The organism is Photobacterium piscicola (assembly GCF_900166965.1).
Lineage (GTDB): Bacteria > Pseudomonadota > Gammaproteobacteria > Enterobacterales > Vibrionaceae > Photobacterium > Photobacterium piscicola.
The window spans coordinates 536745-555995 of the sequence record NZ_FUZI01000001.1; the positions used below are offsets into that span (position 1 = coordinate 536745).

The following is a 19251-nucleotide window of genomic DNA, read 5'->3' on the forward strand; positions in this document are numbered from 1 at the left end:
TTATTGCAGTCTAAATGGGTTGTGTTAATCGATGGTTGGGTCTTATTCAAAATACAAATCACAATAGTATTACGAATGTAACGGTATTGATTTGGATACTGTTATTAAGGATGACAGAAAATAAATATTGGCGGTTAACTAATCAGGAAAGATAAAGAATAGTGTTATTAAATCGTTAACGTATTTATTAATATATAACTGTGATTAATATATAAATAAGAAAAACATAAAATGCAGACTAATAATTTTTGGTGAGTTTTATATATTTTTTCATTAATAGATTTTTCAGAGATTAAACGTTTGTGTTTATTTTTCAAAAGTATATTTATGAAATCTTATCAATCAAATTAGTGTTATTTTTATGCTTAATTTAATAGAGATTCAATTTAAATAAATCATTATACTCATCGAGTCCAATGACAATTAAACATAATAATGGAGTCAATATGTCTAATAGTATTTTTAGTGCAAGTAATGTAATTAAAGCTTTTATTGGTGGTTTCCTTGGTACGTTAGCTTTTACTTTAATGGGTAAATTTATTGCACCACACCTTATTGGACATTCAATGAATGTTGCCGCTATTATTGCTCATATGTTGGGTACATCTGATAGTGTCGGCCTGATGATGCACTTTATGGTCGGGTCAATTATATTCCCTATCGGCTATTTACTTATTGGGTATAAATATCTACCAGGTCCTGGTTGGTTACGTGGTATTATATTTCTAATTCCAATTTACCTTATTGCGATGACTGTTGTTATGCCAATGGCAGGTAAGGGTATGTTTTTTAATAGTATTCCTATGTCAATGGTTGCTTTGATGGGGCATATGGTCTTTGGTTTTATTTTAGGATTGGTTGTTGGTACACCTAAAAAATCAATCAAATAATAATTATAGTTGTTATTAATAACAACTTGTCTTGTTATTCCATTTTTCACATAAACATTAAAGTGTTATTTTTATTATTAGTATTCATGTTTAATTAAATCGAGATTTATTTGAAATAGATAAACATGTTTGTTAAAAATAAATAGTATATTTATTAATGATCTCTAGCGAGGGTTCAAAATGACAACTTCAATAAAACTTAATGCGGGTGATCTATTCCCAGCAACAGAAGTAACATTACTTGATGGTACTTCTGTTACTTTAGGTAAGCCACAAAGTAATGCAACATGGCAGGCTGTATTTATTTATCGAGGTAAACATTGCCCATTATGTACAAAATATCTAAATGAATTAGAAAATTATAAACAAAAGTTATTAGACTCTGGTGTTGAAATTATTGCTGTTTCTGCTGATTCGAAACAACAATTAGAAGAACATATTGAAAAGCTAGCGATTAGTTTTCCTATTGCTTATGGTTTAACTGAGCAACAAATGCAAACATTGGGATTATATATTTCAATTCCTCGTTCAGAGCAGGAAACCGATCATAACTTCTCTGAGCCGGCATTATTTGTTATTAATGAAAATGGTGGATTGCAGGTTGTTGATTTATCGAATAATCCATTTGTTCGACCAGAATTAGAATCTTTAGTAAATGGTATTGGGTGGATTCGTAATCCAGACAATAACTATCCTATTCGTGGTACGTTTAAATACTAAGAATTAAAACACCAGCCCAACAAAGGTTGGTGTTTTTCTATCTATAATAAAAAGAAGAGGTCATATTACTTAAGTGCGTTGATTTTAGAACCATCATTGTTACGCCGAATCTACAATAGTTTTATTACTTTTCAAGAGATTAACGTTAATACTGTATTCTTTATCAATATATTGGGTACTATAGGAATAATCTTTATTATTGCAGTGAAAATGTTATGGTTCAGAAAATGACGATGGCTGATATTTCAAAACAGCTTGGAATCTCTAAAATGACAGTGTCACGTTATTTTAATGGTGGCTATGTGTCAGAAGAAAATCGGGTCAAAATTGATGCGATTGTAAAAGAAAATCACTATACCCCAAATAAATTTGCACGTTCTATTCGTAGTCAATCTAATATTATTGGTTTTATTGCGCCACGAATTGAGTCTTACACGACGAGCTTAGTGATTAAAGGTGCGTTAGCGGCTGCAAATGAGTCTAATGCTCGAATGTTATTTCATGCGACAGGGTTTAGCCATGAATCAGAGCGCCAAGCGGTAAGTGAATTTAATGGTCTTAATGCTCTTGGTACTATTGTTATTGCTTCAAAGCACAGTGTTGAAGAGCCATTTTATAAAAAATTAGAAAACCTGATTTTTATAGGTAAAGCTATTCCTGATCATTGTTGTTTATATTATCCAGAACAAGCGGCGATTACGGCACTCGTTTCTCATACTATTCATCAGTTACAACAACAGCAAGCCCCCTTTACAGCTATACATTATATTTATGATGCGCGTATGTTGTCATCACGTACTCAATTGATGCAAACCACGTTGGCTTATATTGCACCGACCTTACCGCATTCATTACAAGCATTAGCTGATTCTGAACAAAAAGAAGCTTATCAATCAATTACATTGAAATCTAACCATGTTTACTTTTGTGCTACTGATAATATTGCGATACGTTTATACCGTCGAGCCAAAGAACAACACCTCAAAATAGGGCATGATATTTGGGTGATAGGTATTGGCGATTATGATTATAGCGACTTGTTAGTGCCTAGTTTAACAACGGTGGCATTTAATTATTATCAAATGGGTTATCAAGCAGTGAAGAAGCTAATCAAGCGCGATTCAAGTTCTTGTGAAGGCCAATTTGAATTAAAAATTAGAGAAAGCTCTCAGTTCATTTAAAAACCTTTTGCATATCACTACATCCGATCTTACCGTATGTGTTATCGGTAACACATACAAATATGTAGTATACGTTTAGTAAGGTTAAATGGATGAATCACCCTAATAATACGTCAGCAACATCGCTTGCATGGTGGAAAGCCGCCACTGCTTATCAAATATATCCACGTAGTTTTTTTGACAGTAACCAAGATGGTATTGGTGATATTGCTGGCATTATTACTAAGCTTGATTATTTAGTTGAACTTGGTATTGATTTGGTATGGATTTGTCCATTTTATCAATCACCTAATGATGATAATGGTTACGATATTAGTGACTATCAAGCTATTCATCCAGATTTCGGTAGTCTTGCCGATGTTGATCGCTTAATCAGTGCTGCACATGATCGCGGTATTCGTATCATTATGGATTTAGTGATTAATCATACCAGTGACGAGCATCCATGGTTTATTGAATCACGCCAAAGCAAAACTAATCCTAAGCGTGATTGGTATATTTGGCGCGATGGTAGTGCTCCAACCCCGACAAGTCCTACCAATGCTCCTAATAACTGGGAAAGTATATTTCATGGCAGTGCGTGGCAATATGATGAGGCTACTGCGCAATATTATTTGCACTTATTTTCTAAAAAACAGCCAGATTTGAATTGGCAAAATCCTGAAGTAAAACAAGCGTTATTTAGCATGATTCATTGGTGGTTAGCGCGCGGCATTGATGGTTTTAGAGTGGATGCTATTAGCCATATTCAAAAACAACCGGGCTTACCATCATTACCTAATCCAAAGGGTGATGATTATGTGTCTTCGTTTGATTACCACATGAATGTTGATGGTATTGAGCAGCATCTATATGAACTGCGTGACCAAGCTTTTGCTCCTTTTGATATTGTAACTGTTGGTGAAGCCAATGGGGTTGAAGCACAAGATGCATTAACGTGGGTGGCTGAGCCTACTGACAACGATAAAGGTGGCGTCTTTAATATGATTTTCCAATTTGAACACATGAAGTTGTGGTCAGAAGAGCAAAATCGTGAGCAGTTTGATTTGGTGGAATTTAAGCAAATTTTAACCCGTTGGCAAAATGCGTTAGAAGGTAAAGGGTGGAATGCTTTATACCTCGAAAATCACGACCAAGCTCGTAGTATTAATACGTTTGCAAATGCCAATTATTGGTATGGCAGTGCCACCGCATTAGCTGCCTGTTATTTTCTAATGAAAGGTACGCCGTTTATTTACCAAGGCCAAGAAATCGGTATGGTAAATCATACGTTTTCTACATTAGATGATTTTAATGATGTATCAGCTAAAAACTTAATCATTAAATTACAGCAGCAAGGAAAAAAAGATCAACAGATATTAGAGTTGCTAAACCAAGTTTCACGTGATCATAGTCGACTCCCAATGCAGTGGAATACGCAGGCATTTGGTGGTTTTTCTGAGGTAGAACCTTGGCTGGTAGGTAATCCTAATTACACCGATATTAATGTTGAACAACAACTGCGCGACCCGCACTCGATTTTACAGTTTTATAAACAGTTAATCGCCCTTCGAAAAAACAATCCAAGTTTGATTACAGGTCGCTATCAATTATTACTAGAAAATGATGCCCATATTTATGCTTATCAACGGATTGAATCAGATCTGACGTGGACAGTTATTACGAATTTAAGTGATCACGAAACAAGAGTTGATCTTGATATTACTCAGCTAGGGGAACTCATTCTCGATAATCAAACGCCAAATAATGACACCGCCCGTAGTGACTTTATGGCGACACAATTAGCGCCAACTTATGCGGCTTATGTGTTTGTGAAAAAACAATAGTTATATTTATGGCAGGTCAGTGATGACGTAAACCTGCCACCTCAATCAAGGAATTAGTTATGAGTAAATTGCTTTCGTTTGATTTTTGGCAACGGTTCGGTAAATCACTGATCGTTGTGATCGCCGTAATGCCTGCTGCTGGTATTATGATTTCGTTAGGTAAAGTTGTCGCTATGTATGCTGGTGGCATTGGCGCTATCGAAACTCTTGGCCATATTATGGAAAATATTGGCTGGGGCGTGATTGTTAACTTACACCTATTGTTCGCCGTTGCAATTGGTGGTTCATGGGCTAAAGAACGTGCAGGCGGTGCGTTTGCTGCCGTGATAGCTTTTATACTGATTAACCGCACTACTGGGGTTATTTTCGGGGTTAATGGCGGCATGATGAGTGATCCTCATGCAACGGTCATGAGTCTGTTTGGTTCTGAGTTGCCGGTCTCTCAATTTTTCACCACTATTCTAGGCGCACCAGCACTGAATATGGGAGTATTTATTGGCATCATCTCAGGCTACTTAGGGGCTAATTTATATAACCGTTATTATGATTACTCTCGTTTACCTGAAGCGTTAGCGTTCTTTAATGGCAAACGCTTTGTGCCTTTTATGGTGATTATTTATTCAGTGATCATTGCATTTGTGCTCGCGGTTGTTTGGCCATTAGTACAAGGTGCATTAAATGAATTTGGCCAATGGATCGCAAATTCAAAAGATAGCGCACCGATTGTTGCTCCGTTTGTTTACGGTACCTTAGAGCGTTTATTACTGCCATTTGGTTTACACCATACGCTAACTATTCCAATGAACTACACCGAGCTGGGTGGGGCATATCAGTTATTAACCGGACCAAGTGCAGGTTCCAGTGTTTATGGTCAAGATCCATTATGGCTTGCATGGGTGAGTGATTTAAATAATCTTAAATTAACCGATCCTGCGGCTTATCAACATCTACTTGCGACGGTTCACCCAGCACGCTTTAAAGCAGGTCAAGTGATCATTGCTGCGTCTTCTTTAATTGGTATTGGTCTTGCCATGTACCATTGTGTTGATAGCGATAAGCGTCTGCAATATAAGCCAATGTTCTTCTCAGCTTGTTTAGCTGTATTGCTAACAGGTGTCACTGAGCCGATTGAATTTATGTTCATGTTTGTTGCACCGGTATTGTATGTAGCCCATGCAATATTAACCGGATTGGCTTTTGCGCTGGTGGATCTGATTGATTTACGTGTGCATGCTTTTGGTTTAATTGAATTGATTACCCGTGTTCCAATGATGATTTCGGCGGGCATTGGTGGGGACTTAATTAGCTTTGTGATGGTGTGTATTGCCTTCTTTGCTATTAATTATGCTTTATTCCGCCTGCTTATTATTAAATTTAATTTACCAACCCCTGGACGTGCAGGTAATTATATTGATGAGAAAGCCGAAGGGATGTCACAAGACGATAAGCTTGAAATTATTATTCAAAACCTTGGTGGTCGTAGCAATATAGCAGAGATTGATGCGTGCATGACACGTCTACGTATTACGGTTAAAGATCCTGCATTAGTGGCTGATTATACCTTATGGAAGTCAACGGGTGCATTAGGCTTAGTGATTAAAGATCAAGGGGTTCAAGCTATTTATGGCCCAGGTGTTGATGTAATTAAGTCAGCGTTGATAGATAAGTTTGCAACGGCTTAATCCGCTGCTGTGAAGAATGACATTATGATAAGCGTAGGTAAACACTGCGCTTTTATCTCAATACATCATTAGTAAGTGAATGATTTATGAAGTTATTGACATTAAATACTCACAGTTGGCAAGAATCAGATCAATTACAAAAGTTAGCCATAGTTGCTCAAGCCATTATTGATCAAGATTGTGATGTAATTGCATTACAAGAAGTTAATCAACATCATCTTAGTGCAACCATAAGCGATAAAATATGCAGTAATTATCCTGTGCATAGTGATAATTATGGTTATTTATTACAGCAAAAATTAGCTGAATTGGGGCATGATTATCAATTAACTTGGGATTTTGTTCATCAAAGCTATGAGGTTTATCAAGAAGGCTTGGCCTTTTTAAGCCGCTTACCCATTATTGAGCATCAAGTGATCGATTTAAGTGATAATTATGATGTCAGTAATTGGAAACATCGTCGTGCTGTACGTATTAAAGTAGCTTATCAACAACTAGAGTTGGATTTTTATAATTGCCATTGTGGTTGGTGGAATGATGAACAAGGTTCGTTTGCTGATCATTTAAATCGAATTATAGCGACATTATCACCACGATTGAGCTTCTTATTAGGTGATTTTAATAACCCTAGCCATATTCGTGATCAAGGTTATGATTATGCGTTACAATGTCACTTATTTGATTGTTATGCTATGGCAGAAACGAAAGATATAGGGACAACAGTTGTTAAAAATATTGATGGCTGGCAGCAAAATAGTGAATCATTACGATTAGATTATATTTTTAGTAATCAACTACTACCTGTAATAAAACATCAAGTTATCTTTAATGGTGATTTTTATGATGTGGTATCTGATCATTTTGGGGTACTTACTGATGTCAGTATTTGTACTGAATAAATAACCATTTAATTTTTTAATGAAAAAGCTCAAAGCTATACTATAGTTTGAGCTTTTTGTTGTTTATCTCATATCAACATCAGTGATTTCAGCATCAATAAAGTAACGCTCAGCTTTTGGTACATCAAAGATAATTGGTTTACCTTGATGCTGTGTTTTAGGACGGAAATAGGTGTCTGGCATACGGTTAATTGAGCGCCATACAGTGAACTCGTCCGTAGCTATTGTTTGGCCGTCACTATTACTTAAACGTACTTTCATGGTGACATTGACCACTGATTTCGAACTTTGGTTTGTCATCATGGTTGGAATAATCAGTGTGCCATTTTCGTAATGTGCTGCCGTTAATAGCACATCCATACCACTGTCACTGAGTTGTTGAATCGCTTTTGTGGTTCCTAATTCAACTTCAACACCTTTGGGTGCGCTAATAATAGGAATCGCTACCGCTGATGTTGCGGCAACGGGAATTGCTGTTGCGGTTGTTTTGAGGAGCGGGCTGGTGGCTGGATCATTGGCTTGTGCTTTATATTGCCAAGTAAAGTTATCATGCAGAATAACCTGGCGTCCGTCTTTAAGTGTGACGGTTTGATCCGCTGCCCATGCTGAACTTGAAGCGATTAAAGCAATAACAATACCGCACAGTTGCGTTTTTTTTAGCATTATTCTGTCCTTAACTTCTGATGCTTTTAAGGATGCAATTCTAGCAGTTTTATAGCTAAATAACGCTAATTCAGTTATTGATAATTGGTATTAAATAGTATGGTTAACCCGTATTTAAAAAAGCCAGCATGATAACTGGCTTATAGAGAAACAACGTACTGTTATTATAAACAATGACGTCGTAATTATTTTTGTGCTTGATGGTCGATGGCATTAAGAAATAAGGTGATTTCTTTTGCCAGTAACGTGATTAACTGGTTGTTATCCAGACGATATATCTCATCTTCAATATAAGTAAAAGATTGATAAATTAACTGTTCTTGTTTAGAAATATGTTTGAATAACTCAGTATGATTTAATGTTTGCTGCAACAGCTGTTGAAGTTGTATTAATGAATGAGTCGCACTTTTTATTTCAGCTTCTATCTGGTTGTTGAGTGTTATTTTATCTTTATTTTCATTTAGTTGGGTTAATATGCGTAAAATAATATTAGAACTACGGCTACAAAGAAGAATGTGTTCACTGGTTTGTGAATTACGTTGTGGTTCGCCTAAATATCCCATCCAGTGATCAAATAGGTTGGTATCGTAGACGACACAATCTTGGAAGTGACGTTGTAATTTCTCAATGTGTTGTGGATCTTTATTTGCTAAGTAAAGATGAAAGCTAATTAAGTAATCGGTATAACCCTTGATAGTGGTTGATAGTTGGGTTGGAAATGATTTCTTTTGCCAACCTGGAGTGAGAATAAACACAAAAATAAGAGGAATAAATACCCCTAATACAGTGTTATCTAACCGCGGTAGCATGATGTTGTCTCCCTGCCCATTGAGTGAGAAACCCGCAAATACAAACAAGGTAACGAAGAAGACTGCAAACCCGTAATGACGCGCGGAAGTATGAAAAAAGAGAACTGCGGCAATACAGAAGACAAAAGGTAAAATGTCGGTTGATACTTGAAAGTGCAGTAAACCACCTACCATGATTAACCCACAAACTGTACCTGTAAGACGCTGTAATAATCGTGTCCATGTCATGGATAAATTCGGGCGTAATATCAATAAGCTGGTCATTAATGTCCAAAAACCAAAATCGAGATTCAACGAACGTACAACGATAAGGCCCGTAGTAAGGCTTAATGTTCCACGCAGTGCGTGACGGAAGTAACTTGATTTCAGTGTCATTTGGCTAACAAGTTTTGAAACAATATCTTGCCATTTCCATGTTAGAACAATAGGTTTAGATACGATTTGAGGGGTGATTGCAATCGTGGTTGCTTTGTTCTTAAGTTCTTGTAATAAAAGATAAATAATATCTAATTTATTAATGAACGAATGTGCTGTAATTGCTTCGTCTTGCGCTTCTTCTGCTACCTGATATTGACGTAGAGTTTTGAAATCGATCTCAGGCAGTGTTAAATGGTGTACGTTATTAACACTGACTTGCGCTAAATATTGACTAATTTGTTGGTTAGCATAATGAATATTCTCTAGCCATTGTGGGTTGTATTGCTTTAATAATGGCGTTGACGTGAAATACATTAAACGTGTTTGTTCGTTAATACGTTCTGCAATTTTTAAAAAACGATAAATATCTTGTAGTTTAGCGTTGTCTTCACCACAACAAAATTGCTGATGAATGCGATATTCAAGCGTATGTGACAAGGTTGCTATTTGAGATCGGAATTGGGCTGATTTAATAAAAAGTTGGTTTTTATCTGTTGCAAGTACAAAACCTTGATCGTGAAGCATGAGTTTCTTTGCTAATACTTGATAAAGGTCCGATAAAATATCTTTTGATTCCTGATTTGGCAGAAAAAATATCGCTAATACTTGCCAGAAAATATACCACATCGCACCTCCTGTCAGCCAAAGAGGAACCAGCCACACAGAACGACCGTCTAGGTGTAATAACATCGCATAAATAGCTAACAGAATAGCTGCAAACCCAATAGCACCTAATCGAGGCGTTAATACCGCGAGCATAAATAGTGCAAAGCTAACAATGGCTAACGAGCCAACAAAGAGTAATGAATGTGGAAAGACAACTTCGATGCCTAAACTGATACAGAAAAAGAGGGGTAAGGCTATCAGAAAGTCATAGATACGGTATTTGGTCACACTAGACGTATCAGCAAATCCACAACTAATGCTACCAAGTGAGAAAGCAATACCCATGGTGACATGTCCCATTAGAAACAATGGAATAGAGCAACTGACAAAACTGAGAGCTGCAATATTGGTTCTTAAATTGAAAAAGGTTCGTAATGATGGGTAACGAAGCAAAATATTTGATTGAATCATGGTTGGCACGATAGTTAAGAATATAGAGATGAGACTCTAATTTATCGCTTGTTGGTATTTTTAGCCAGTATCATAACGAATATTAATAAGAAAAGACGATAAAATTGATGACTAAATGGTAAGTTAATCTGTCTGATTATGGACAAAATAGCCATAATAATTGGAAATTAATGCTATTTATTGTCTCTTAATTTCTCTCTATTATTGCTCCATCAATGAGTTAAGAGAGATATTATTATGCAACATCAAATTATTACAGACCTTCATAACCGTTATACTGCTAAACAATACGATAAAACTAAAAAAATTAGCGCAGCAGATATGGATGTGATCAAAGAAGCGATTCGGTTATCGGCATCATCAATAAATTCACAACCATGGAAATTTATTGTATTAGAAAGTGATGAGGCAAAGTTACGTTTCCATGAAACATTTGCAAATAAATATCAAATGAATCAGCGACATGCAACTGAAGCATCTCATATCATTTTATTTGCTCATAACCCATATTATACCAAAGATGATTACCGTAAAGTGGTGGACGTTGAAGTATCCTCTGGTCATTTAGCCGCAGAAAACTATGACAACATGTTAAATGGTGCTTATGGCTTCGCTGAATCAAACACTGATGAAAATGGATTTAATGGTCATTGGACTAAAGCACAAACATACATTGCGTTAGGTAATACTCTGCATGTCCTTGCTCGATTAAACATTGCATCAACATCAATGGAAGGTGTCGATTCTGAACTTATAGGTTCCCTGTTTAATAATGAGTTAGATGGCTATGTTTGTGAGTTTGCATTAGCGATGGGTTACCATTTAGAAGGTCAAGATTATAACTACGGTTTACCTAAAGCACGTTTAGCCGCTGAAGATATCATTACTGTACTGTAACTTTTTGATAAATAGTTATCATTTTGTTTCTTTATGAGAAAGGTACATTTCCCATAGCGGTGGTGTACCGATATGATCTTGTACCGCTCGAATAAATTCTTTTACTAGCATGGTATGTTTTCTGTGTGGGCAAATTGCATAGATGGCCGTATCTACACGCGAAATAATCATGTTTGGTAGTAGTTGCACCAATCCCTGCTGTTCCAATGATTCCTCTAAATTAGATAAATCAATAAGCGCGTAGCCAATACCATCTTTGGCTGCGTTTATCATGGTTTTTACATCACTGACCTTATATTTTGTTTGCATTTTATAGTGACTGAAACGTTCATTTTTATGGGCACTTTTGATTTGTAACTGATCAATTGTTAAGTCGACATTACTGTATACAATCGCTGGAAGTTCAGAGAGTTGCTGTGGTGTTGTTGGTAAACCATGACGCTGAATAAAGTCGTTTGATGCTATTAAAATAAAATGGGTATCTGCAATTTTCTTGGCAATTAAATTAGATTCAGTGAGTTTTCCAAGTCTAAATGCGATATCAAATTGTTCTGAAATAATATCAGATTTTCTATCATCTAATGAATGTACAATTTGTATATCAGGGTATTGCGTCATAAAACGTGAAATCACTGGTTGCAGATAGTTTTGCCCAAAATAAATAGGTGAAGTGATACGTAAAATACCTTTCGGTTGCGATTGGTATGAATTAGCAATTAATTGAATATCGTTTAAAACATCGCTGAGTTTGGTTGTTTGTTTGAGAATATCCTCACCAGCTGACGTTAATGAAAAAGATCGGGTAGAACGATTCAACAGTTGTACACCTAATTCTGTTTCTAGTTTTTTTATTTTTTTTGATAATGATGAATTATCCATTTCGTGTAACGTCGCAGCTTTTGAAAATGATCCTTGATTAACAACATCAGCAAATAATAATAGTTGGGTAGCAAGTGACATTTTTATTCCTTTAATTGTCCAGTAATAATCTAGCTAAATGCTCTATAAGCGTGTGGTGCCAAATAATTCACATCATACTTTTATAGACAGCAATAATACCGCAACAGAGACATAACGTTAATGCACCATAGCGAATGGTTTGTTTAGGTAATGATTGCGTGGTTTTGAGTGCTAACCAATATCCCGCCCATGCAGCAGGCAATAACGGTAAAGTTAGCCATAATTTTTCGATATTCAAAAAGCCGACAGGTATTAATGTTATTAATGAAATAATCGAACTAAACACAAAGAAAGCCGATAAGTTACCACGAAGCTGATTTGCTTCTTGGTGTTGCAATAGAATCGCCATCGGCGGACCACCAATAGCAGAACTGGTACCGAACAATCCTGAGAAAAATCCTGCAATCACCATTCTTCTAGGTGTTGGCTCAATTCTAAACGGCATTACACTAATAAATACAGCGAGAAGTACTAATAGACCAACCCAAAGGGATAAGGTTTGGGTTGATATAAAAATAAGCAACATTGCACCTGCGATGGATCCTGGTATTCGGCCCAAGATTGCCATTTTCAAACCACCTAATTCAATGCTATTACGGTGCTTTAGACTGTTAAGTAATGAAATAAAGAGGGCAACTAAACAGATAGGGGCAGGGACATACTGAGGTGCAATGATAATAAGAATAGGGGCTGATACTATAGCAAGTCCAAAACCTATGGCTGTTTGAACAAATGATCCGACAAAGATCATTGCAATAGCCAGTAATGTTGTTGGGTCAATAGTCATAATTAGGTTCTTACATTAAGAATCATAGAATGTAGCTATTGTTATGCACCGTGTCTTTTTATGCAATCAAGAAATTAATCAGCATGATATAAATCACACTGATTAAAATATTTAATTGTTATGTTTTTTTTCGAGTATTTTTTCAACAACTACGATGTAGATGATTAAAACCATACTAATACTAAATAAGTTTAATAAATACTCAGCATCACGGGCATTTGATAATGTTTGACTGAATAACATTATTGTTGTGACAATAAATGATGTGATTGCTGATCGCATTAACCATGGACGTTCACGGCCAACAAGAAACTCTTTATTTATAATTGACATCAATATAAATAAAACGGGTAAGCATTGTAAAATAATAATAATTGGGAATAGTAGTTCAAAAAAGGGTGTGAAAAATAAATGCCCTATTCGACTATTATCCCAACTTCCAACAATATTATCATGCCAACCTCCCCATGTTAGACCATGATATGCTGTTTTTGGGTGTATGATCCCTAAAGATATACCAACTACTTTATCAAGAAAGCCATTTTTAAACCAAAATGCAGCTAAAAACAACTGTACTGGCATTATATACAAAGAAAGTTTTTTCACTCGTGACTATCCTAGAAATAATAGATGATTAATCATAGTAATGAATTATCAATTTCAGGTTAAGTTAAACGAAAAGTAATAGAATTGGAATTTAAATCACAAAAATATCTATTGTTATTATTGTTGTGAATAATGCGTGCAGAACATATTTATTAAAATATGCATATTTATATATAGTGTTTGTTTTTTACCTGTAAATTATATTATTTTTCATAACATATTCATGAGTATTTTATAATCAGCTAATATTAAATAGTTAAAAGTAGAACGTTATTTTGATAGTTTATCTAAGAAAAGTAAGCCTTGCTGTAAACCATGAGAGGTTAAAGTAGTATAAAAATTATCGATATCTGCTAAATATTGACTGATGGCGTGTTTTTCTTGACTATTTTTAGTCATATTTAAAAAGATAATGCATACCGTTCCTGTACGTGAATGAATAACTTGTTCGAGTAATAATGTCCCCGCTTTAGATGATAGTTTGATACCTAGATCTAGAGTGTTGTTTGTCATAGCTCGGCTAAAAACAGATAAGAGCTCGTTATCAATATCTTCGGCTTGTGAGAATAAGGAAGCAAGAAGTTTGACGTGTTTAGTGGCGAGTGCCGCTATCATATTCTCAATATTTTCAGGAATAGGAGATTGCTGCCAGTGTTGCATATCGCTTGATGTGACTGTTGTTATCTGCTCGCAGGTGTTTGCTTTGTCGACTGAAATATCATGATTAGAAATATAAAACATATTAAAGCATTGTTGGATAACACTTTCGAAGTTTACTTCAGAGGCCGTTATATGATGTTGTGACAATATCTGAGCTGTGGTGTTTTTAGCTTCACTGTGAAGTGACTGTACCATTAAATACAGTGTAAAAAAAATCTTCCCTTGATGAATAGCTTCATGGATACGATCATCCATCGACGCTGATTGAGCCGTTAATTCAGTAAAGGTAGCTATCTCTCTGACAGCAGCCTGAATTTGAAGTTCAATACTTATCGTGTCATTTAATCTTGTACTCATTAGCGTATTCCTTTTATCGCAGGTACAATTTAATTGTGGTACAAGTTATTGGTTTCTGCACAGTGTGAACATCGATATTGTGAATAATGTTCACTTTTTTTGATAGCGTCTTTAATTTGCTCTAACTATATTCTTTCTAAGTGACGTCATATACTGTAATAAAAATATAAAGACGTATTTATTATGAATATTACTTACAGTGAAAATAGGCATTTACGTAAATTTTTCCATTTACATAATCAATATCAGGCAATTATTTGTCAGGATGTAAGGGAGCGATTATCTCAATTGATTATTCAACGTTCTGAAAAAATAAAGACAGCAAGACAATTACGTTGTGGTGGCTTGAGGATTTTTGAATATAAAATTGTTGTAGCAAAGGATGCTGTATTTAGATTAGCTTATACTTATTTTAATAATACGATTAATGTAATATTTATTAGTCAGACAATAATAAAAAATCAATTTTGTAAGTTATTAGAAAAAACAGAACTTGTTGATTAATCGATATAATAATGGATGAAAAAGCCGCTAGGTAATATTAGCGGCTTGGTTATAACGAGGTTTGTTAAGTGAGACGTTATTTTACAGAATGATCAACAGGCTTTACCCATAAAATACCAACTTCTTTTTTGATGACCTCAACCATGACACCTTTTTCTATGGGTGTTTTTGACTTAATTTGCCATTGAATACCTGAGTAATTATAAGTATAACGTTCTGAAGGTAATAACTCTTTTTCAAGTTCAAATGTTATAACAGCAAAATCACTCTTTATATCAGTCTTACTGGGTTTGTTCTGTAATCTTTTTAATGGCTTCCAAAGTGTGATAGCTAATACTAAGGTGATGATAGCTAAGGTTAACATCGTCGTTATCCAATTCGCCTCAAGTATACCGATGTAAATTAAGCCACTGGTAATCAACATTGCAATGCCAAAAAAAAGCAGCACAAAGGTACTCAAGCCGAGTACTAACACTTCAATGATAAGAGTAAGTAATCCCAATATCACTAATATTTGTGGGATATTGCTAAACATATTGCCCCTTAGCTCTAAGCGTTACTTTTTTGAGCTTTATTAATTGAGTTTATAATTGATAAACCTTGAGCGACCATTGAACTTGCATTGGTGCCATCTTCAGGTAACAAAACAACGGAAGATTCTTTCGCAATGGCCTTTTTGGCTTCAATAGCTTTGGTTGCTAACTCAAGTTGAATCGCTTTTTGGCCTTGTTCTGTATCTGCGGCTTCACCGATCTTACGTATTGCCTGAGCTTGTGCATCGGCAACAGCTAAAATAGCAGCAGCTTCACCTTCAGCTCTAAGAATTTGTTCCTGTTTATCTGCTTCTGCTGCTAGTACTTGGGCTTGTTTTTTGCCCTCTGCGACATTGATTGCTGATTGGCGATCACCCTCAGATTCAAGTATTTGCGCTCTTTTCTCACGCTCTGCCTTCATTTGTGCTTCCATTGCTTCCATAACCGAGCTTGGTGGCACAATGTCTTTAATTTCGTAACGAAGTACCTGTACGCCCCAAGGGTCTGAAGCTGTGTTGATGGCGGCAACAATATTTGCATTGAGTAGATCACGCTCTTCAAACGTTTTATCTAATTCCATTTTACCTAATTCAGAACGCATCGTTGTTTGTGCGAGTTGAGTGACCGCAAATTTATAGTCATCAACACCATAAGTGGCTTTGTAAGGTTCTAAAACACGGAAATACAGTACACCATCGACAACAAGGCTGATATTGTCTTTTGTTATTGCTGATTGTGAAGGAACATCAACGGCTGTTTCTTTAAGGCTGCGTTTGGCACCAATACTATCAATAAATGGAATAATGAAATTTAAACCTGCTTCTTTAGTTGCTCGGTATTTCCCAAAACGTTCAATAAGCCATGCTTCATTTTGTGGTACAAAGATAATGCTTAATTTTAGCGTAACAACAATAAATATGAGTAAGTATAATTGTGGGCTGGAGAGTAAGTTAGTAATTAGATCTAATGGCATGCGTACAATTCCTTCTGTTTATTTAATATTACACTCAGGTTTTATGTTATTTACTGAGACTGATGTAATAGTTAATTGATTGATATGAAATATTCTATTTGTTTGTGTTTTTAGCTAATAATATATTATCACACATGTTTCTTATACTCGTTATACGCCATCACATTCGTGATGTATAACATGTGAATATTTACAAATGGTTTGAATAATGACATAGGCTGTTAACAGCAGGGTAATGGCGAGTGGGGTGATTAAACAGGTACAAATACGCTCAGCACAATGGCTTTAAGCGTACCTGTCTTTGTTGATGTTTAGCGTTGCTCTAGCGGATATGAACGATAACTCCATAAGCCATAAACACGTAATGCATCACGGTAAATACCAAGTAGCTCTTTGTCTGAGGGAATCGTTAATTCCGCCAATGGTTTATCTTCAACACTGACACTGTCAAAACTAATACCACGAGGCCCTGTTTGCCAACTGGCAATATCAAATAAAGTTTGTCCTCGTCTAACATGACTAGCCGAACTTACAAGCGTCGCATGATCAATTTTGTGTCGCGCTAAGGCATAACTGACATACAGCGCATTTTCAACAGTGCTGCGTGCGTAATTATCCTCAATGATACGATGTGGAGATATACCGTGTTTAATTAACCAGTCAGCCATAAGTTTACCTTCAGTGTTATGATTTTGAGGTACACCGCCAGTGACAATAATAAGAGAGTTAGGGGATTGCTCTGCAAGTGTTAATGTGAGTTTTAGGCGTTGAATAAGAATCTTATTCATTGTTCCGTTAGGATTTAGTGCATAACCTAAGGTAATGATAGCTGTATTACCGTTATAAGGTTTGGTAACCATTGTTTTTAGCGGTGTGGCAATAACGTGATCGACGGTATTTATAATGTGTTCTATATCAGCTTGACGGCCAGGGTTTAGGGATGCAAGTTTAGCCATCTGTTTTATAGAGGCTGCATTATTGCCTTTAAAATTTTGCCATACTGCAAGATATGACAGAATGTCAATATCATCAGGGGCTGTTGCTTGTGCTTGTGTAAAGAGTGTAATAGCACGATCTACATTACCATTATATATTTGCGCATTTGCAGCTGAAATAAGTAAATCAGTACGATAAGGTTCGAGCTGATAAGCCTCTAATAAGCGTGACGTTACTATTTCAAGATTACTGGGTATTTTTGCTGTAAAACCGGCATGGGAAATGCGAGTCGGAGATTGAAAAGCAATAAATGCGTCGGTAAGTAGTTGATTAACAACTTGACGTTTGGTGGTATATGAGGAAAGGTCCGTCGTAGAAGCAATACTTTTAGGTGTGACTAAATCATTAGCCAGCGAAAAAGTAGAATTTAAACAAAAAAGGCATCCAATAAGTAGTGACGTTGTGTTTTTTTTCATCATTATTTAAGTATTATTGTTTTAGGTCTAAATATACTTAATTGAGATGATAAAAAACGTGATCGTTTCGTGATATTTTTTGTGAAAAAAATGTGTATTTTAATGGTGAGATCATTGTCTCATTAATGTTTATTTATTTGTAATGCCTCGCTGGTAATAGTGTTAACGGGTTATTTCTACTGCTATGTAACCAATATAGACCTGAATTTTCATTTAAAATAAGTTTTAATCGCTTTTGAGCTACCAAGATGTAATCATAATGGACGTTATTATTCTTATACATATCTGTTTGATTATCGTCATTTGAAAAAATAATCGCTTTGTTGTTACTTAAATTAGTATTATTTTGATAAGCCCAATGGAAAACTTTTGGTGTTATTTTTAATGTTGCAATAAATTGTGAATCTTTTTTTGTTACTGTTAATGACTCTGCTGAGAGTGATAATGCTTGATAATGGCCAGTTTCACTATTGGTAATAAAATTAACTTTTGAATAATCAAATACATTACTTTTATCTGTTGGAGAGATATAAAAGTTTGATATCTTTGAAATCATGCCGCTGTTACTAATATATGAACGATAGACAATCGATAGGGGTTCACGCATTAAATCTGAATCATTTCCAATTTTTTCATGAAAGCGTTTTTTATTATCGGCTATATTTTGAACGAAATTTCCCCATGCATCAGGTGCGATTTTGTAACTAAAATCAGTTCTTGGTTTACATTGGTTTGTGTCTACCATTATTTGACACCAAGCAATAGAATAATAATCATGTGATTTGTAAAAATATATTTTTTGGTTCTTGTCTGCTTGTGCTGAAAAAATAGCTTTAGCCTTGTTTCTTAAATCGACTTGTTGTTCTAAATTCTTAGTAATAAAGGTAATATTATTGGAGCCAATATTTTCATGTTCAATTAAGAAATTGGTAGGATTTATTTGAGACGGAGACATATACCATGCACAACTACTAAATAATATAGTAGTAATTATACCTAAAGAAATAATAGTTTTTTTATTAATCTTACGAATAACATTGTTTGTTTTTTGTTCGGTTAGGTCAACTTCTTCACGAGTAAATTCACGAATTTGATAACCAACTCGTGGTAATGTTTCAATAACATCACCTTTATTTTTTTCATTAAGTTTAACGCGTAATGCTCTAATTACTTGAAATAAAGATGCTTCTGTAACGATACGATCAGGCCAGCCAACTTTTAATAGGTCATCTTTAGTGACTGGCGTGCTATGGTTCTCAATCAGATGGCTTAAAATATATTGTTCTGACAAATTCAACTTGAGCGTGGATTCAGACGTTTTAAGTACACCTTGACTTGCTATAAAGCATACTTTTGTCCTAAATCTTATTTGCTCAGTATTTGCCATCTATAAACCTC

General features: G+C 35.3%; 18 protein-coding genes. 8 read left to right on the plus strand and 10 right to left on the minus strand.

All coding sequences use genetic code 11. From position 1 onward, the window contains the following. Positions 1-446 precede the first annotated feature (446 nt). The 6 genes from CZ809_RS02430 (at position 447) to CZ809_RS02455 (ending at position 7198) form a co-directional block, all read left to right on the plus strand. Complete coding sequence (locus CZ809_RS02430; RefSeq protein ID WP_080155843.1) at positions 447-890, plus strand: DUF6789 family protein; 444 nt, start codon at positions 447-449, stop codon at positions 888-890. 180 nt (positions 891-1070) lie between these two features. Then, positions 1071-1610 (plus strand): redoxin family protein, encoded by a 540-nt coding sequence (locus CZ809_RS02435; protein WP_080155844.1) that lies wholly within the window; start codon positions 1071-1073, stop codon positions 1608-1610. A gap of 215 nt (positions 1611-1825) precedes the next feature. Next, the gene (locus CZ809_RS02440) at positions 1826-2791 is read left to right on the plus strand and encodes a LacI family DNA-binding transcriptional regulator (protein WP_080155845.1); all 966 of its coding nucleotides are present in this window, start codon (positions 1826-1828) and stop codon (positions 2789-2791) included. Positions 2792-2883: 92 nt separating this feature from the next. Continuing rightward, positions 2884-4617 (plus strand): alpha-glucosidase, encoded by a 1734-nt coding sequence (locus CZ809_RS02445; protein ID WP_080155846.1) that lies wholly within the window; start codon positions 2884-2886, stop codon positions 4615-4617. Positions 4618-4676: 59 nt separating this feature from the next. After that, a complete protein-coding gene (locus CZ809_RS02450; protein WP_080155847.1) occupies positions 4677-6299 on the plus strand; it encodes a PTS transporter subunit IIBC in 1623 nt (540 codons plus the stop codon). Between the two features lie 86 nt (positions 6300-6385). After that, positions 6386-7198, plus strand: coding sequence for an endonuclease/exonuclease/phosphatase family protein (locus CZ809_RS02455; RefSeq protein ID WP_210434261.1), 813 nt, complete (start codon positions 6386-6388; stop codon positions 7196-7198). A 63-nt stretch (positions 7199-7261) separates the two neighbouring features. On the opposite strand, the gene CZ809_RS02460 is transcribed toward CZ809_RS02455, so the two are convergent. Together CZ809_RS02460 and CZ809_RS02465 are read right to left on the minus strand one after the other, a co-directional pair. Continuing rightward, positions 7262-7861: a DUF3157 family protein gene (locus tag CZ809_RS02460; protein WP_080155848.1), complete on the minus strand. Its 600-nt coding sequence runs from the start codon at positions 7859-7861 to the stop codon at positions 7262-7264. Between the two features lie 185 nt (positions 7862-8046). After that, the gene (locus CZ809_RS02465; RefSeq protein WP_235865762.1) at positions 8047-10164 is read right to left on the minus strand and encodes an FUSC family membrane protein; all 2118 of its coding nucleotides are present in this window, start codon (positions 10162-10164) and stop codon (positions 8047-8049) included. A gap of 237 nt (positions 10165-10401) precedes the next feature. Between CZ809_RS02465 and CZ809_RS02470 the strand changes: the two genes are divergently transcribed. After that, positions 10402-11061 carry a nitroreductase family protein gene (locus CZ809_RS02470; protein ID WP_080155849.1) on the plus strand — a complete coding sequence of 220 codons (660 nt, stop codon included), beginning with the start codon at positions 10402-10404 and terminating at the stop codon, positions 11059-11061. 18 nt (positions 11062-11079) lie between these two features. Here CZ809_RS02470 and CZ809_RS02475 read toward each other — a convergent pair whose 3' ends face one another. The 4 genes from CZ809_RS02475 to CZ809_RS02490 form a co-directional block, all read right to left on the minus strand. Further along, positions 11080-12021 carry a LysR family transcriptional regulator gene (locus tag CZ809_RS02475; RefSeq protein ID WP_080155850.1) on the minus strand — a complete coding sequence of 314 codons (942 nt, stop codon included), beginning with the start codon at positions 12019-12021 and terminating at the stop codon, positions 11080-11082. Between the two features lie 67 nt (positions 12022-12088). After that, positions 12089-12808 (minus strand): sulfite exporter TauE/SafE family protein, encoded by a 720-nt coding sequence (locus CZ809_RS02480; RefSeq protein WP_080155851.1) that lies wholly within the window; start codon positions 12806-12808, stop codon positions 12089-12091. A gap of 111 nt (positions 12809-12919) precedes the next feature. Then, the gene (locus CZ809_RS02485; protein WP_235865763.1) at positions 12920-13414 is read right to left on the minus strand and encodes a hypothetical protein; all 495 of its coding nucleotides are present in this window, start codon (positions 13412-13414) and stop codon (positions 12920-12922) included. A gap of 270 nt (positions 13415-13684) precedes the next feature. Further along, complete coding sequence (locus CZ809_RS02490; RefSeq protein WP_080155853.1) at positions 13685-14431, minus strand: hypothetical protein; 747 nt, start codon at positions 14429-14431, stop codon at positions 13685-13687. A gap of 183 nt (positions 14432-14614) precedes the next feature. On the opposite strand from CZ809_RS02490, the gene CZ809_RS02495 reads away from it, so the two are divergent. Then, entirely contained in the window at positions 14615-14935 is a 321-nt protein-coding gene (locus tag CZ809_RS02495; protein WP_080155854.1) for a hypothetical protein, read from the plus strand. Positions 14936-15011: 76 nt separating this feature from the next. Here CZ809_RS02495 and CZ809_RS02500 read toward each other — a convergent pair whose 3' ends face one another. The 4 genes from CZ809_RS02500 to CZ809_RS02515 all read right to left on the minus strand — a co-directional run bounded on the left by CZ809_RS02500 (position 15012) and on the right by CZ809_RS02515 (position 19240). After that, positions 15012-15470, minus strand: a complete 459-nt coding sequence (locus tag CZ809_RS02500; RefSeq protein WP_080155855.1) for an NfeD family protein — start codon at positions 15468-15470, stop codon at positions 15012-15014. A 14-nt stretch (positions 15471-15484) separates the two neighbouring features. Then, positions 15485-16441 (minus strand): SPFH domain-containing protein, encoded by a 957-nt coding sequence (locus CZ809_RS02505; protein ID WP_080155856.1) that lies wholly within the window; start codon positions 16439-16441, stop codon positions 15485-15487. A 311-nt stretch (positions 16442-16752) separates the two neighbouring features. Continuing rightward, the gene (locus tag CZ809_RS02510) at positions 16753-17853 is read right to left on the minus strand and encodes a YdcF family protein (protein WP_080156537.1); all 1101 of its coding nucleotides are present in this window, start codon (positions 17851-17853) and stop codon (positions 16753-16755) included. A gap of 133 nt (positions 17854-17986) precedes the next feature. Next, complete coding sequence (locus CZ809_RS02515; RefSeq protein ID WP_080155857.1) at positions 17987-19240, minus strand: winged helix-turn-helix domain-containing protein; 1254 nt, start codon at positions 19238-19240, stop codon at positions 17987-17989. Positions 19241-19251 lie beyond the last annotated feature (11 nt).